This is a genomic window from Clostridium sp. chh4-2 (assembly GCF_002899675.1).
GTDB lineage: Bacteria > Bacillota > Clostridia > Lachnospirales > Lachnospiraceae > CHH4-2.
The window spans coordinates 106,040-123,121 of record NZ_PKUU01000009.1 but is presented as its reverse complement, the minus strand read 5'-3'; the positions used below and the strand labels follow the sequence as shown (position 1 = coordinate 123,121).

At 46.9% G+C, this 17,082-nt stretch carries 13 protein-coding genes; all 13 read right to left on the bottom strand.

Translation table 11 applies throughout. The annotated features are described in order from the left end of the window. Positions 1-4: 4 nt before the first annotated feature. The gene (locus C0033_RS11640) at positions 5-937 is read right to left on the bottom strand and encodes an ABC transporter permease (protein ID WP_103228048.1); all 933 of its coding nucleotides are present in this window, start codon (positions 935-937) and stop codon (positions 5-7) included. Beyond that, positions 934-1,920 (bottom strand): oligopeptide/dipeptide ABC transporter ATP-binding protein, encoded by a 987-nt coding sequence (locus C0033_RS11635; RefSeq protein WP_103228047.1) that lies wholly within the window; start codon positions 1,918-1,920, stop codon positions 934-936. The genes C0033_RS11640 and C0033_RS11635 overlap by 4 nt, the downstream gene beginning before the upstream one ends. Beyond that, entirely contained in the window at positions 1,913-2,905 is a 993-nt protein-coding gene (locus tag C0033_RS11630) for an ABC transporter ATP-binding protein (protein WP_103228046.1), read from the bottom strand. Before C0033_RS11630 ends, C0033_RS11635 begins: the two co-directional genes overlap by 8 nt. A gap of 76 nt (positions 2,906-2,981) precedes the next feature. Next, positions 2,982-4,604: an ABC transporter substrate-binding protein gene (locus C0033_RS11625; protein WP_103228045.1), complete on the bottom strand. Its 1,623-nt coding sequence runs from the start codon at positions 4,602-4,604 to the stop codon at positions 2,982-2,984. A 313-nt stretch (positions 4,605-4,917) separates the two neighbouring features. Continuing rightward, complete coding sequence (locus C0033_RS11620) at positions 4,918-5,493, bottom strand: glycerol-3-phosphate responsive antiterminator (protein ID WP_103228044.1); 576 nt, start codon at positions 5,491-5,493, stop codon at positions 4,918-4,920. A 400-nt stretch (positions 5,494-5,893) separates the two neighbouring features. Continuing rightward, complete coding sequence (glpK, locus tag C0033_RS11615; protein WP_103228043.1) at positions 5,894-7,402, bottom strand: glycerol kinase GlpK; 1,509 nt, start codon at positions 7,400-7,402, stop codon at positions 5,894-5,896. 202 nt (positions 7,403-7,604) lie between these two features. Continuing rightward, on the bottom strand, positions 7,605-9,065 hold the full coding sequence (locus C0033_RS11610) for a cell wall-binding protein (protein ID WP_103228042.1): 1,461 nt from the start codon (positions 9,063-9,065) through the stop codon (positions 7,605-7,607). 93 nt (positions 9,066-9,158) lie between these two features. After that, positions 9,159-10,397, bottom strand: coding sequence for a HAMP domain-containing sensor histidine kinase (locus C0033_RS11605; RefSeq protein WP_103228041.1), 1,239 nt, complete (start codon positions 10,395-10,397; stop codon positions 9,159-9,161). Continuing rightward, the gene (locus C0033_RS11600) at positions 10,394-11,071 is read right to left on the bottom strand and encodes a response regulator transcription factor (RefSeq protein ID WP_103228040.1); all 678 of its coding nucleotides are present in this window, start codon (positions 11,069-11,071) and stop codon (positions 10,394-10,396) included. Before C0033_RS11600 ends, C0033_RS11605 begins: the two co-directional genes overlap by 4 nt. 170 nt (positions 11,072-11,241) lie before the next feature. After that, a complete protein-coding gene (gene clpB / locus C0033_RS11595; RefSeq protein ID WP_103228039.1) occupies positions 11,242-13,833 on the bottom strand; it encodes an ATP-dependent chaperone ClpB in 2,592 nt (863 codons plus the stop codon). A 199-nt stretch (positions 13,834-14,032) separates the two neighbouring features. Continuing rightward, positions 14,033-14,737 carry a hypothetical protein gene (locus C0033_RS11590; RefSeq protein WP_103228038.1) on the bottom strand — a complete coding sequence of 235 codons (705 nt, stop codon included), beginning with the start codon at positions 14,735-14,737 and terminating at the stop codon, positions 14,033-14,035. A gap of 31 nt (positions 14,738-14,768) precedes the next feature. Further along, positions 14,769-16,082: an MATE family efflux transporter gene (locus tag C0033_RS11585; protein ID WP_103228037.1), complete on the bottom strand. Its 1,314-nt coding sequence runs from the start codon at positions 16,080-16,082 to the stop codon at positions 14,769-14,771. A 14-nt stretch (positions 16,083-16,096) separates the two neighbouring features. Then, a complete protein-coding gene (gene srtB / locus C0033_RS11580) occupies positions 16,097-16,993 on the bottom strand; it encodes a class B sortase (RefSeq protein ID WP_103228036.1) in 897 nt (298 codons plus the stop codon). Positions 16,994-17,082 lie beyond the last annotated feature (89 nt).

Here is a 17,082-nt window from a genome sequence, read left to right as displayed (position 1 = left end):
CTCCTTAGCTGTTGTCCCGGCTGTCTCGAATGCGCGGGTCCAGAAATCCATAGGAAAGATCGACCGCAAAGTTAACAATTGACACAAAAATTACAATCATCAGTATCCCGTACTGTACCACCGGAAAATCCCTTCTCTGGGCGGCTTTGATAATCAAAGTTCCCATTCCGGGCCATGCAAATACATTTTCAACGATGACAGCGCCGCCGATCAGAATGCTCAGCTGGGTTCCCATCACGGTCACCACGGGTATCAATGCATTTCTCAGCGCATGTTTAAACATTACGATTCTTTCATCCACGCCTTTAGCTCTGGCGCAGTCCAGATAGTCCTGCCCGATTACATCCAGCAGTGCAGTTCTCGTCAGCCTGGCAATTGTGGTGGTGGGCGCCACCGCCAATGTTACCATGGGCATAATATAGTTCTTCCACGTTCCCGTACTGCCGCTGGGCAGCATTCTAAGCTTTAGGGAAAATACATAAATCAGCAAAATGCCGAGTACAAAGTTGGGAATCGTATTCCCGATTACGGTAATTCCGATACAGGTTCTGTCGTAAAATGTTCCCCGTTTAATGGCTGCAAACAATCCCATAGGCACGCCGATCAAAACTGCCAGCCCTAAGGAGCCTGCGCCCAAAGAAGCGGTTGCGCCGATTCTCTCGGCAAACAGTTCCGCCACAGGTCTGGAAAAATAGTAGCTGGTTCCTGCATTCCCTCTAAATAATCCGGTAATGGAAACAAAATATTGTTTCCAGATAGGAAGATCCAGTCCCAGACTCTCTCTCAGCGCGTTAATCGCCGCCTCTGAAGTGTCCTGGTCTCCGAATATCCATTCGATTGGATCTCCGGTAAATCTGGTGAGCACAAAAATCAGCGTCCATACAAACCAAATCGTCACAAGCACCTTAATTCCCCTGGAAATCACATATTTTTTCATGCTTTGTCCACCTCCTTATCGAACAGATGGCAGGCCACGTAATGTTCCGGCTCCACCTCATGCAGATGGGGCCTGCTCTCCTTGCAGCATTCCATGACTCGCGGACATCTGGTCTGAAACGGACATCCCAGAGGCGCGTCGATAGGACTCGGAATATCTCCCGTCAGCAATTTTCTCCGTCTCTTGTACTTTGGATCAGGGACGGGAATCGCATCCATCAGAGCGATGGAATAGGGATGCATTGTATGATCGAATAACTCCTTTTTCGGCGCTACTTCCATCACCTGTCCAAGATACATGACCATAATCCTGTCGCTGACATGGCGGATTACGCTCATGTCATGGGAAATAAAGATATAGGCCAGGTTTTTCTTTTTCTGCAGCTGTTTAAATAGATTTAAAATCTGCGCCTGTATGGAAACGTCAAGAGCCGATACCGGCTCGTCACATACCAAAAGCTTTGGTTCCAGCACGAGGGCTCTTGCAATTCCGATTCTCTGCCTCTGCCCACCGGAAAATTCATGGGGATACTTTTCCAAAGCGTCTTCCCTTAGTCCTACCAGCTCCACCAAGGGTTTGACGATATCCAGTTTTTCTTTGGCGCTTAAATTCGTATGGATTCTCAGCGGTTCCTCGATCAGCCTGCGCACGTTCATTCTGGGGTCCAGCGAAGAATAAGGGTCCTGAAATACCATCTGGATCTTCTGGCGCACCTCTCCTTTTACCTTCCTGCCGATCTCCTGTCCTAAAAAATGAATCGTTCCGCCGGTAGGGCTGTCCAACCCGATAATCAATTTTCCCAATGTGGTTTTTCCGCAGCCGGATTCCCCTACAACTCCCAGAGCCTCTCCCTCATGCAGTTCAAAACTGATGTCGTCCACGGCCTTCACATGGCCCAGGATTTTAGGAAACAGAAAGCCTTTCCGCACCGGAAAATACCGCTTTACGCCTTCCACTTTCAGGATTACATCTTTATTATCCACGGTTCGGCCCCCTTTCTCCTATCTCTTCGATCCGAAAGCAGCGGACCTCCCGGCCGTCCACATTGGACAGCGGAGGTTCACTCTGCCTGCATCTGTCTTCACAATATTCGCATCTGCTGGCAAACCGGCACTGCTGAACCGGGTGTTTGAATACCGGAACATGTCCTTTAATGGAATACAGTTCCTCTTTATCCTCTTTTATGCTGGGAATCGCGGCCAATAATCCCTGAGTGTAGGGATGAAGGGGAGTTGCAAATATATCGTCGCATTTTCCTTTTTCCACCACGACTCCGCCGTACATAACCATCATCTCCTCACACATCTCCGCAACCACTCCCATATTATGAGTGATAAAGATGACGCCGACTCCTGTCTTTTCATTCAGTTCTCTGAGCAGTTCCAGTATCTGCGCCTGAATCGTAACATCCAGTGCAGTAGTGGGCTCGTCGGCTATGATCACCTCCGGGTTACAGGCCAGAGCGATGGCGATTAAAACCCTCTGCTGCATACCGCCTGACATCTGATGGGGGAAATCATGATAGCGAAGCTCCGGCGCCGGAATGTGTACCAGCTTTAAAAGCTCCATCACCCGTTCATGCACCTTTTCTTTGGATATCTTTTCATGAGCCAGGATGGCTTCTTCTATCTGGCTCCCTATCGTATAAACAGGATTAAGGGAGGAAAGAGGATTTTGAAAGATCATGGAGATTTTCTTTCCCCTGATCCTGCACAGTTCCTTTTGGCTTAAATCCACCAGATTTTTGCCGCCCATCAGAACTTCGCCATCCTCAATTCTGGTATACCTCTCATCGATTAATCCGATAATTCCGCGCACAACCGTACTCTTTCCGCAGCCGGATTCTCCCACAATCCCAAGTATTTCTCCTTTTTTCAAAGCAAAGCTGACACCGTCCACAGCGGGCACTACCTTCTTTTGGGAGTAGTAATAAACTTTTAAATTATTAACCCGTAAAATCTCGTCCATAAACACGCTCCTAACGCTGCTTCCAAAAGCAGTTATTTGCCGGGGGGGCTTTGCGCCAGCCCTGATCTCTTCTCTTCTATTTTGCCTGGAAGTCTTCCGCACGGAGGGAAACAATCTGGAATTTTGTCCAGTAAGGATCCCAGTTAAAACTGCGGTCTGTGCGGATGCCCCAGATCTCTTCCGGAAGATACAGATAAGATGCGGGCACTTCGTCGTCCAGAATCTCCATATACCGTCTGGCAGCCTGTTTTCTCTCTTCCTTATCCATGCTGTTCTTTAACACGTCGCCTGCCTCCGTATAGATCTCTTTTGGAGGATTCGGCCAAATGATCTTTTCCAGATCACTGTCCGGAAACTGAATCCAGATTGCTCCAAGCGGGTCATTGTAACGTACCGCACAGGACCAGGTGCGCAGGCCGGGGAAGTTCTTTTCCAGTTTTTCCGTATATACAACCTGTACATTTATTCCAATCTGCTTCCACATATCCACGCATACTTCCGCAGCCTGGACATCGTTCATGTAATAATTGGGTACCACTTGAAGATCAATTACGCTTCCGTCGTATCCTGACGCAGCAACCAGTTCTTTGGCCCGTTCCGGATCATACTGTACCGCTTCATAATCGTCTATGTAATAATCACCAAATCCCTCAACCTGCCAGCCGTTAGGAACATAAGCGCCTTCTCCCCAAAGCGTATCCACCAGAAGCTGTCTGTCGATGGACATATTCATAGCCTGCCGAAGCTCTTTTGATGCGGTAGGACCTTCTTTGGTGTTGTAAACATACAGATGGAACAGTTCAACCGGCGTCACATGAGTTGCGACATTGGGCTCATTTTGGAAATTAGCCAATAAGTCGTTGTTAATATCATTGATAATATCAACTTCGCCGTTTAAGAGGGCGGTCATTCTTGTGGCATCCTCGCCGTATTTGATAAATTCAATGGTCTTTGCCTTAGCTTTTTCCCCGTAGTAATCATCAAAACGCTCCAGAATAATCTTTTCACCCTGCATGATGTTAGCAACCTTATAAGGTCCGCAGCCTACCGGAGCTGCATTATAGCCTTCCAGTCCGCCCACTTCTTCGTAATATTTAGCAGGAAGAATATATGCGGTACGGGTAGCTGCAAGCCTTGTTGGCATGATGGAATCCGCCCATTTTAAATGGAGGCGTACCGTATAATCGTCCACAACCTCCGCTGATTCCACAGATTCTACAACATTGGTAACCGCTGTTCCCACTTCACCGGATATTGCCAGATCGAAGGTAAACTTCACATCTTCAGCAGTCATCTCATCGCCGTTATGGAATTTCACACCCTCACGGAGTTTAAGCTCAAATGTTTTGTCGTCGATATACTCCCAGCTTGTGGCCAGCTGCGGCTTAATCTCACCGTCTTTGTCCTGGAACATCAGCCTGTCGTGGATATTGTAGATCATCCTCAGAGCCTGAATTCCCATATCCTTACATGGATTAAAGTTGTTGCTCATAGAACCTACGCCGATTTTAACGATCTCCACATCCTGTGCGCTTTCCGTCACAGGCGCCAATGACTCACCGCTCTCCGATCCAGCCTTTGCTGTTGTCTCCTGAGACTGCGCCGGTGCCTGTGTGGTGGGAGCGCTGCCGCCGCCTGAACATGCCGCCATCGTCGTCATAGCTGCTGCCAATACCAATGCCAATGCTTTCTTTCTCATGTAAATCCTCCTTTTTTTGGCAAAATAAAAAAGGAGCTTAGACTACGGCATAATGCCGATAGCTGAACTCCTTCTCTTTTACTCATGGTTGAGTTGTCATGCAGTCAGTATACTATATTTATTTTGATATTTCAATACTTTTCTTTATATTTTTTCACTTTTATTTATTTTACCTATCATTATTAGTATTTTCACAGTTTATGCAACAGTATAAAGATATATTAACCATTATTCTTATATCGTTATTTATTTTTGTTATTTTTCTGACAATATATAGACAGACTCCACCTATGTTCCATTTTTATACACAATTTTATACAAACCACAGTTCTTCCCGGCTGGTGGAGACCGCATCCACACCGGCGTCAAATGCGGCCATCACGTCCTTTTTATCAAAAATCAATCCTCCCGCAACAATTGGTATATCCGTATATTCCTTCATATGTTTTAAGACTGAAGGGATGATCCCCGGCATAATCTCTATAAAATCAGGGCGAAACATCTCGATCTGTTTCTTTAAAGTCCCTAAAGCGATGGAATCAATCATAAATGTCCGCTGTCCGCTGTACATTCCCAATTCCTGAGCTCTCTTTACCAGCATCGGTTTAGTGCTGATAATCCCGTCGGCCCTGGTGTTCTGTTTTATAAAATCCACAGCTACTTCCTTTGCGCTTAAACCTGCTATGAAATCCACATGTACAATTGCAGTCATTCCCTGGTTCTTTACCTGATTTACAATTCCGGCAATGCTGCATAAATTACCGTATAGAATAAAAACAACGCTGCATTCCGAATCAAAACATCGTTTAAGCCCTTTTTCATCCTTGACCGCGGCAATTACCGGCGACGACTCCAATAAATCTATGATTCTTTTTCTGACGTTCTCCATGCTGTCATTCCTCCCACTCATACTTTAAACAGATAAACAAAATTATTCAAGATGATTCCTGATTATCCGTTTCCTCCAACTGCTGTCAGCGCCAAATTTCTTTTACCTCATTTTAAACACCGGCTGCCGTATCCTCATATAACTGTTTCTTCTCTAAGCGCAAAATAAAGGGGAAGATAAACTAAGCATTTTCTGCATAGTCTATTTCCCCTTCTCTTCAACTCTGTACTGGGATCCAATACTGTGGTTTTAGTATACTATAGTTTTCATGTATTTTCAATCTTTTTTACAATATTTTACACATTTTATTGTGTTTTTCATCTACTCTATGTATTTAATCATATTGTCAGCAATTTGTTATATTTTTATCAGTATTTTTTGATCTTTTTAATTTTGTTTTTTACGGCTCATCCTCCGCATCCTCAGTCCATGCGAGAGCGCACTTCACCGCCTTTTTCCAGCCCTTTATGAGTTTCTTTCGATAGTCTTCCTCTATCTTAGATTCAAAACGCCGGTTGATCTGCCAGTTTCTCCGTATCTCCTCTTTATCCTTCCAGTATCTCACCTGAATTCCCGCCAGATATGCCGCTCCTAAAGCGGTTGTCTCTATACACTGGGGCCTGGACACCATGGTATTGATCAGATCTGCCTGGAACTGCATCAGAAAATCATTGGCGCTGGCTCCTCCGTCCACCTTTAACTCGGTCAGCTTTATATGGGCGTCCTTCTGCATGGCCTCCAAAAGATCCGATACCTGATAGGCCAAGGACTCCACCGTAGCCCTTATGAAATGCTCCTTGCTGGTTCCGCGGGTCACTCCCACGATCATCCCTCTGGCATACTGGTTCCAATACGGTGCTCCCAAACCTGCAAATGCCGGCACCACATAAACTCCTCCCGTATCCGGCACCGCCTGGCAGTATTCCTCCGACTGGGGTGCCGATTTCAGCATTCTCAGCTCATCCCTCAGCCATTGGATTGCAGCTCCCGCCACGAACACGCTTCCTTCCAGGGCATACTCCACTTCCTCTCCGCAGGAAGCCGCTATGGTGGTCAAAAGGCCGTGTTCCGAGTTCACCGCATCGGTTCCCGTATTCATCAGCATGAAGCAGCCCGTTCCGTATGTATTCTTCACATCTCCCGGCCGGAAACAGCATTGGCCGAACAGGGCCGCCTGTTGGTCCCCCGCAGCTCCGGCTATGGGAACCTCTCCGCCTAAAACCTCTGCGGACGTCATTCCGAACAGATGGCTGGACGGCTTTACCTCCGGCAGCATACAGGACGGTATTTTAAAATAGTCTAACAGCTCCTGGTCCCAGCAAAGCTTCCGGATATCAAACAGCATGGTCCTGGACGCATTGGTATAGTCCGTCACATGGACGGCGCCTTTTGTCAGGTTCCAGATCAGCCAGGTATCCACGGTTCCGAACAGCAATTCCCCGTTTTCAGCCCGTTCCCTTGCTCCCGGCACATGATTAAGAATCCAGGCGATCTTGCTTCCGGAAAAATAGGCGTCCGGGATCAGTCCTGTTTTTTGGCGCACCATCTCTTCCAGTCCGTCGCTTCTTAACTTGTCAATCATTCCCGCAGTCCTTCTGCACTGCCAGACAATCGCGTTGTAGACCGGACGTCCCGTCTTTTTCTCCCATACGATTGTGGTTTCTCTCTGGTTTGTAATTCCGATGGCCGCGATGTCCTCCGCATGGACTCCGTTTAAGCTCATCGCCTCGGTCAGCACGCCGAACTGGGAAGACCAGATCTCCATCGGATCGTGTTCCACCCATCCGGGCTGGGGATAAATCTGTGTAAATTCCTTTTGGGCGGTGCTGCAGATCTCCCCTTTTTTGTCGAACAAAATGCATCTTGAGCTGGTGGTCCCCTGATCCAGCGCGATTACGTAATCCCCCATATTCCAATTTCTCCTTCCCTTGTATTTTAATTAATCCTGGTGAAATGCAGCGATGGCATCCCCGTCCAATGAAATGAAAAAAGAGCAGGAAAGATATGCAATTTCACAAAATCCTCCTCGCTCTTAATTCTTTTAGGTATTTTTTCTACTTTTATGCTATCATTTAGGGAATTGTCTGTCAAGTATTATATGTCCGTCCCACTTAGAAAGAATAATAGCTGTCATACACAATTTCTTCCATAACAGCACAATCACTTTCGCTTACTTCATGCAGTATCTCCTTATCATCATCCACCACATAAATGGTGCCGCCGCTGTACTGATACGTATATTCTCCGTCCACTTGGTAGTATTTGGCGGAGGTCTGAACCTTTCCGGATTCATTTACCAGATAAAACTTACCGTCCACCTCAAACACCTGGAAATCAGAATCGTCATCCGCTTTCACCAGTTTGCCTTCATAATAGAGATAATTATCTTTTACGCCTGAATATCCGCCTCCTTTATTGCTTCCTGATGTATTAAAATAATAAGTACCCTTTTCGTCATTGCCGTCATAAACAGAGGTCTGTTTCCCAGTTCTCATGACCGCATCGTCCTCAGAGGTGCCAAAATATACCGCATAAACAGTGCCGTCAAAATCCAGTCCGATCAGTCCTGTCTGCATACAGCCGTACTCATCAAAGAAATAAGAAGTACTTCCTACCTTGCCCACCGCTGAAGAAACCGTGGCCGCAGTGGAGGACAAGTATTTTGGCGTGCCGTCGGTATCAAAATAATACCAATATCCATCCCCATCCTCCGGTTTATCCGTGCTGCCTGTTGTCATTTCCTCTGAATCGTCGGAATCTGTGGGATGTTCTGTCAGATACTTCCAGCCTTTTGCCATGGCTCCGTCATTGTCATCGCCAAAATACCTGAATTTGCTGATCCCGGTGGAATCTCCCTCTTCGGCCTCGTCCTCAATAGCCGCCCAGCCGGTCAGCATCACGCCGTTCTCATCAAAATAGTATTTGGAACCGTTAATGGATTTCTGCAAGTAAGAACTGCCGCTGTCCGCAGCCACCATCTTACCGCTGGACTGGAAATAGAACCACTTCGCGTCATCGCCTGCGCTTTCTGCAGTTCCGATATCCCCCTCTTCGGGTTCGTCATCCTCATCGTATTCCAAACAGACCCATCCGGTCTTCCTGCTTCCGTCCTCGCCCAGATAATACACATAATCATCGTCAAAATGCCATCCTGTGTACATTCTTCCGTCATCATCAAAACAATAATACTTCCCGTCGATCAGTTCCCAGCCATCCGTCACCGCTTTTCCGGTGCTGCTCAGGTAAAACCAGCCCTCTTCCTCACTGGACGGAGATTCCTGTCCTTCTTCCATATAGATCCACTGGTTTTTTAGCAAAACACCGTCTTCATTCACATAATAGGTATCGTCAACCCAGCTGTCTGTAACAATATACCCGTCAGATCCCAGATAGTAAGACTGGTCTCCCGACTTCTTCCATTCGTTTGTCACCCTGTTTCCACTGGAATCCAGATAGATCCAGCTGTCTCCTTCACTGCTCCAGCCGGATGCGGCCATTGCCATAACTGTACTTCCCATCGAGATCAATGCTGCAGCGGATAAAACTGCTGCCCATTTATATGTTTTCTTCATAAGATTCACACTCCTTTGTATTTTTTAGGATGATAGAATCTTAACCAATAAACCTTGAATCAACCTTGAAGACGGGAAATTGTATTTTGTATTTTACAGATGGATTATAAAAGAAGCATACGTTGTTTCATCGCTTTTGACTTCCACCTTTCCATGGTGGCGGTCTATGATTTCTTTCGCAATGGAAAGGCCCAGACCGTATCCGTCCGTCTCTCTGCTGTGGGAGGTTTCTTCCCTGTAAAAGCGTTCAAAAACCTGGTCTTTTGCGTTGTTGGCAATGCTGCTGCCGGTATTGTAAACTTCGATGCTAAGGCCCCGCCGCTCCTTTTTTACGGTTATTTCCACTTTTCCACCGGCCCCTGAATATTTAAATGCATTGTCCACAAAGATATGAAGCATTTGGCTCAATGCGTCCTGGTTTCCATGATATGTGATATCCGGGTCCACCAGATAGCCGAATTCTTTCATCTGTTCATATGCCATGCTTTCGTAGGAAAGCAGAATCCGGGTTGCCATTTTGCTGAAATCAAAGGATTGTTTTTCCATCTTCACCTCCGGCCGTTCCATCATAGCCAGTCTCAGCATATCGTTAATCAGACGTCCCATGCGCTCCACCTCCTCCCCAATATAGCCGGTCCACTGGCTTTTTCCGTAAATTCCCTCCAGCACGCTGGTATTGGAAGAAATCACGGCCAGCGGCGTCTTTAATTCATGGCCCGCGTCGGCAATAAATTGTTTCTGCCTTCTGAATCCTTCTTCCACCGGTTTCACCGCCCATGCGGAAAACCGCAGCACCAATACAAACAGCAGAATGATCCCAACCGCTCCGGCGGTCAGGCAGATGACCATCAGACGGTTCATATTACTCTGTTCACGGCTGCAGTCCAAAAATGCGATAATCGTGCCATAAGGCGTCTTTTCGGTCTGATACCTGTGGTTGCGTATCATTCCCTCCGTTTTCGGCCCGCTTCCTATCTGCTTTGCCAGTTCACTGATCTCATCCTCAGTCAGGCTGGAGCTTCCATTATCAATAATTGTCAGAATCTCTCCATTTTGATCCATTTTCACTGCAAACGTCCTCTTGATTCCGGAAATTCTGGCAATCCGTTTTCGGCCCTGGGGATCTTTATTCTCTTTTAGTGATTCAGGCTGGTCTCCATGTTCCGGGATCATCCTTCCATCCTCCCGGATTACCCGTTCCAGTATGGCGGCCGCTTCCCTCTGATTGCTGATATTCATGGAAATGTTGATGACCAGAAGATTCAGCAGAAAGATCGCTCCGACGCATGCCATCGCAATGCAGATAAATTTGCATCTCATTTTCTTTATCATGATCCATCATCTCCTAACAGATATCCCCTTCCGCGGACCGTCCGAATAGCGGCTTTGCTGTTCAGATATGTCATCTTCTTTCTTAAAAATGATATGTATACCTCCACGCTGTTATATTCCGCCTCACAGTCATATCCCCATATTTTTTCCACAAACAGTTCTTTTGTTATAATCTGCTGCCGGTTTGAGATCAGCAGTTCCATAACCTGATATTCCTTTGTTCCTAAGCTGACTTTATTATCGTTACACCTCAGCTCCCCGGTATTTTTATCCAACTCCAAATCCCCAAAAGACAGGATATCTCCCACAAAATTCCCCTGACGCCTTCCCATCGCCCGAACCCGCGCCAGCAGTTCCGGCACTGCAAACGGCTTCGTGAGATAGTCGTCCGCCCCGGCGTCCAGCCCTTTTACCCGGTCATCCAGCTCCGATCTGGCTGTCAAAAGCAGCACCGGAGTTTGGACCATTTCTTTTCTCAGCTCCTTAACCACGGTCAGACCGTCCTTCTTGGGAAGCATAATATCCAAAATGATCACATCATACAGTCCCGTCAAGCCATAATCCAGGCCATCCTCGCCGTCATATACCACATCTACACTATATTTCTGCTGTTTCAGCAACTCTTCCATGGCTGCCGCCAGCCGCATCTCATCCTCTACCAGTAAAATCCGCATCAGAACCTCCTGTTTTGTTTCATTCCATCCTTCTATTCAATCAGAGGTTCTTGAAATTTTGCTGAAAAAAGTATGTTTATTCTGTGAAATATAAAAAGACAAAAAAAGGAGAAGCAGCTTCGGCTAAGTTCCTTACTGCTTCTCCCTTTTCAATAATTCATACATTATTACTATTCCGCATAAGCGATCAGCTGGTTTCCATCTTGTGAAACGTCGATCATAATCGTATTTCCGGTATGAACTCCGTCGCTCAGAATCAGCTTGGCGGCCAATGTTTCCACATGTTTCTGCAGATAACGTTTCAGCGGCCTTGCTCCGTAAACCGGATCATAACCGTGTTCGCATACAAATTCCTTAGCTTCATCCGTCAGAGCAATGGACAGTTCCTTATCGGCCAGACGCTTATTCACATCGGCGATCAGCAAGTTCACAATGCCTCCGATATTCGCCTTTGTAAGCGGTTTGAACAGGATCGTCTCATCCAGACGGTTTAAAAACTCAGGCCTGAAATGCGCCCGCAGATCGTTCATAACCATGGTTTCCGCTTCCGGCCTGATGCTGCCGTTTTCATCAATTCCATCCAGCAGATACTGGGAACCGATGTTGGAAGTCATGATCAGAATTGTATTTTTAAAGTCTACCGTCTTGCCAGTGGAGTCTGTAATACGTCCGTCGTCCAGCACCTGAAGAAGCACATTGAATACATCAGGATGAGCTTTTTCCACTTCATCGAACAGAACTACAGAATAAGGTTTCCTGCGCACCGCCTCAGTCAGCTGGCCACCTTCATCGTATCCCACATATCCTGGCGGAGCTCCGATCAGACGGGATACGGAGTGTTTCTCCATATACTCGCTCATATCAATTCGGACGATATTGGATTCATCGTCAAACAAGCATTCTGCCAAAGCTTTGGCTAGTTCCGTCTTACCTACGCCGGTTGGGCCTAAGAACAGGAAGGAACCGATCGGCTTGCTTGGATCTTTGATTCCGGCTTTGGAACGGATAATGGCTTCTGTCACCTTTTCCACGCCTTCGTCCTGTCCTACCACCCGTTTATGCAGTTCTTCATCCAGATGAAGGGTTTTGCTCTTCTCGCCTTCAGTCAGTTTGGATACCGGAATATTAGTCCATTTGGATACGATTCTGGCGATCTCCTCATCGGTTACGCTTTCATGCACCAGGCTCAGATCCTGGTTCTTCACGCGTTCTTCTTCCTCAGCCAGCTGTTTCTGAAGCGCCGGAAGTTTACCGTACTGAAGTTCAGCCGCTTTGTTCAGATCATACTGCTGCTGAGCTTCCTGAATCTGGCGGTTCAGATTTTCAATCTCTTCACGCAGGGTGGACAAGCGGTCTACGGAAGCTTTTTCATTCTCCCACTGGGCCTTTTGACCTGCAAATTCGTCATGGAGTTCGGCAAGCTCCTGCTGAAGGGCTGCCAGACGCTCTTTGCTCAGATTATCCGTCTCCTTCTTGAGAGCCGCCTCTTCGATCTCCATCTGCATAATCTTTCTGGACAGTTCATCCAGTTCGGTTGGCATAGAATCCAATTCCGTCTTAATGAGTGCGCAGGCTTCATCCACCAGATCGATGGCCTTATCCGGCAGGAAACGGTCTGTGATATACCGGTCGGAAAGTACGGCTGCGGATACCAGGGCGGAGTCCGTAATCTTAACTCCGTGGTAAACCTCATAGCGCTCTTTCAGGCCGCGAAGGATGGAAATCGTGTCTTCCACTGTCGGCTGATCCACTAATACAGGTTGGAAACGGCGTTCCAGCGCAGCGTCTTTTTCAATATATTTTCTATATTCATCCAATGTGGTTGCGCCGATGCAGTGAAGCTCGCCGCGGGCCAGCATCGGTTTTAACATGTTGCCTGCGTCCATGGAGCCTTCCGTTTTGCCGGCTCCGACAATGGTGTGAAGCTCATCGATGAACAGGATAATCCGTCCCTCGCTTTTCTTCACCTCTTCCAATACCGCTTTCAGACGCTCTTCAAATTCACCGCGGTATTTGGCTCCTGCTACCAGAGAACCCATATCAAGGGCAAATAACTTCTTATCTTTCAGCCCTTCCGGCACGTCTCCGCGCACAATACGCTGGGCCAGCCCTTCTACCACTGCGGTTTTACCAACGCCGGGTTCACCGATCAGCACCGGGTTGTTTTTTGTCTTTCTGGAAAGAATTCTGACCACATTCCTGATCTCGCTGTCACGGCCGATTACAGGGTCTAACTTCTGATCCCTGGCCCGTTCTACCAGGTCATATCCATACTTTTCAAGGGTGTCATAAGTCGCTTCCGGGTTATCGCTCACCACCCGCTGATTCCCTCTGACCGTCGATAAGGCCTGTAAAAATGACTCTTTCGTAATCTGATACCGGCGGAAGAGTTCTTTCATATTCTTATCCGGCTGTTTTAGCAGGGACAAAAACAGGTGTTCCACAGAGACGTATTCGTCTCCCATAGCCTTGGCCTCATCCTCGGCATTGATCAGCACTTTGTTCAGATCGTTGCTGACATAAAGCTGCCCGCCGCCGCTCACTTTAGGCAGCCGCTCCACCATCTGCTCCGCTTCGTTGACAAACATCTCTTTCTGTATGTTCATCTTGGTCATCAGTTTTAAGATCAAACTGTCTTCTATTGTCAGCAGGCTGTACAGCAGATGCTCTTGTTCAATCTGCTGATTGCCGTGCTCATACGCCAGTTTTTCACAGTTTTGAACTGCTTCAATTGATTTTTGTGTAAATTTATTAATGTTCATAATACTTACCTCCTAACGGTAATATTAATATCTTATATCTGTTATAGTCGTACTATAACACATGTTGTTAGCACTGTCAATAGATGAGTGCTAAATATTATTGTTTTTTTTAATGAGATGTTTTTCCATAAAAACATATGGGGTAGCCATCCACTGTAAAAGTGGCTGACCGCCCCATACTCTCGTCTGTCCCTTTTGATTATTTGATACTTTCTTCAACAAATACCATATCGATCTGCATTTGTGCCTTCGCAATCGCAAAATCCTCTAAATCATCCAAATATCCATCTATGGACTCTAAATCACTGCCTTGCACAGTTAATGGCAGCGCTTCTATTGTTTTTAGAATATCTTCCTTTAAAGAAGAAAGTTCCGGATAATCAGCACACAGTTCGACAGATTCATTGTACTTCTCTTTAGCCGTTTCATAATATTCAAATCCTTTATTAATATTATTGTATAAATCAGTCCCTGTTAACTGTATCACTAAAGCGAGGTCAGTCTGCGCATTGGCATACTGAAGATTATCCAGAATTTTTACAACCGATTCCTTTCCCTGATACTCTCCGCATCTTTCACAGATTCCAATCTCTGTCGAATGCCCTAATGCCTCCACGCCTGTCTCTTTGCAGACCGTACATATTTCCGGTTCCGTACAAGTTGCCTCCGTATAAGAGTGTCCCAACGGTTCTCCTTCCACGGCCCCGCAGACCTTACATGTTTTCGGTTCCGTACAAGTGGCGTCTGCATAGGTATGCCCCAAGGGTTCCCCTTCTGTAGCCTCACATTTTGTACAGGTTTTTGGTGTTGTGCAGGTTGCATCCGCATAGGTATGCTCATGGCCGCATGCATTCATGCTGGCCGCACACAGAACTGACAATAATAAAATCACAGCTTTCTTCATTTTCCCTCTCCCTTTTCTCATTATTTCTTTGTTATGCTTTAGGCCCTTTCGACCTCCGAAATCTCCATATAAACATAAACGACCGGAAAATCCAGTCAATAAACATCCCATACCAGATCCACATAATACCGCATCCCATCCCCTTAACGAACAGATATGCAAATCCAATCCTGAACAGCCACATGGACGCCACCGATACCATCATAGTATAAGACGCATCGTTGCTGGCTCTCAGATAATAAGGAATGGTAAATGACAGCGGCCAGATAACCATGGCAGCGCTGTGGGCAAAGACCATCTGCCCCGCCGCTTCTGAAGCAGCTCCCGACAAATTATAAATCCCCACCAGATCATGCCGGAAAATGATCATCAAACTGCAGATAACCGCCAATATACAATAATCCAGCACCATCAGTTTTTTCGTATAAGACTTGGCCTCGTCGATCTTTCCTGCCCCCACGCATTGCCCTACAATGGTGATTAAACCCAATCCCAGCGCATTGCCCGGAAGATACTGCAAAGTAACCAGGTTGCTGGCAACCGCATATCCGGCGATCGCCGACGTTCCCAGAGAAGAGACAAGGCTCTGAAGGGTAATTTTACCAAACTGGAACATGCTGTTTTCCAAGCCGTTGGGAATCCCGATCTGCAGAATCTTTTTAATCATGGCGCCGTCAAGCCGCAGCTCTCGAAAGCTCCTGATCCGAATGATATTATTGGGATTCTGGATCAGGAAAAACATCAGCATGGCCGCCACAATCCTGGAGACCAGGGTCGGTATTCCAACGCCTTCCACGCCCATGTGAAGGCCGTAGATACAGATCGCATTTCCGGTGATATTGATCATATTCATCACAATAGACGCCATCATGGACACCTTAGAGTTACCCATGGAACGGAACAGAGCCGCGCATGCATTGTAAAGAGCCAGAAACGGATAGGAAAGGGCTGATAAGAAGAAATACTTCATCGCATCCCTCATGACCGCATCTTCCACCTTACCGAATATCACGCTGAGTAAATGACGGTTTCCTATAAGGGCCGCCGCTGAAATCACAAATGATACCATCAGAGTGATCAAAACCAGCTGGCCTGCCGATTTACATGCCTGTTCCGGCCGTTTCTTGCCCAGATACTGAGCCGATACCACCGCGCCTCCGGTAGCAAGGGCGGCCAAAAGCTGAATGATCAGCACGCTGATGGAATCTACCAAAGAAACGCCGGAAACGGCCGTCTCCCCGACAGCCGCCACCATCATAACATCCACCATGCCCACCAGCACGGCCAACACCTGCTCCACAATCAAAGGAGCTAAAAGTTTAATTAAATCTTTTCTTGTAAACATAATTTGCCTGTCCTTTAGTTTGCCGTACTCTCAGCAGCAGTTTCCGCTGATGTGCTTTCCGTTGACGGAGATTCTAAAAATCCGCCCTGCGGATCTTCCGACGCGATCACATTGCCGTCTTCATCCACTTCAACCGCAAACAAAAAGGTTCTGGCATCATCCACCTCATAACTGCAGGTAACCAAGATAAATAAAGAATCGATATCCACATCCGGAATCTGAGCATAGCTGCAGGGTGCAAGCATCTCCTGTACAAATGCATTATAAGATTCCCTGGTCTTAAATCTGGTCTTTCTCACAATGGGCTGGGCCTTGTCATAGTAGGCCGATACCGCCTTCAGATGTATCGTCCGCTCCGGTGTGTAAATCTCAAAATACGGATGGGCCTCAAAATACTCTTTATCTTTATATTTCACCACGTCCTTAAACATGGTTCCATTTTTCATGTGATGGCCATACAGAATGTTGTTTCTTCCGCTGAAATCAGGGGTGCTGTCCATATCCAGATAGATGGCTCCGGCCTGGCTGCTGTTGCCTTCAAAGTCGGTGTGAAGGTAAGTGTCGTTATCCCCTTCTTTCCATACGATCGGATAGTCCACATTGGTATCCGGGATCTTAATCCATCCTACGGTGTCGGGATTGATCTCTTTAAGAGCTTCAAAGTCAATCGGCGAAACATAGGCCGTTGTCTCTTCCGTCTCCGGTTCTGTTTCCTTGGTCTCCGGCTGGGTGGTCGTTTCCTCTGTGGTCTGCACCATGGAAGCCAGACTTTCATATTTATCCTCAGTCTTTTTTCCGTCCAGATATTCCTTCAGCATTCCCACACAGCTGATAATGATGATAATTACCAGCACTCCGACTATGATCCGGTGGGTCCAGCTGTTTCCTCGTTTTTTCTTTTTTTCGTCCATAATTGCTCCTCATACTGCCGTTTATCAGCCGAAATACCCGGCCGGCGGTCTATTTCAAAAGTCCAAAAATTCTCCCCCGGCATGCCGGG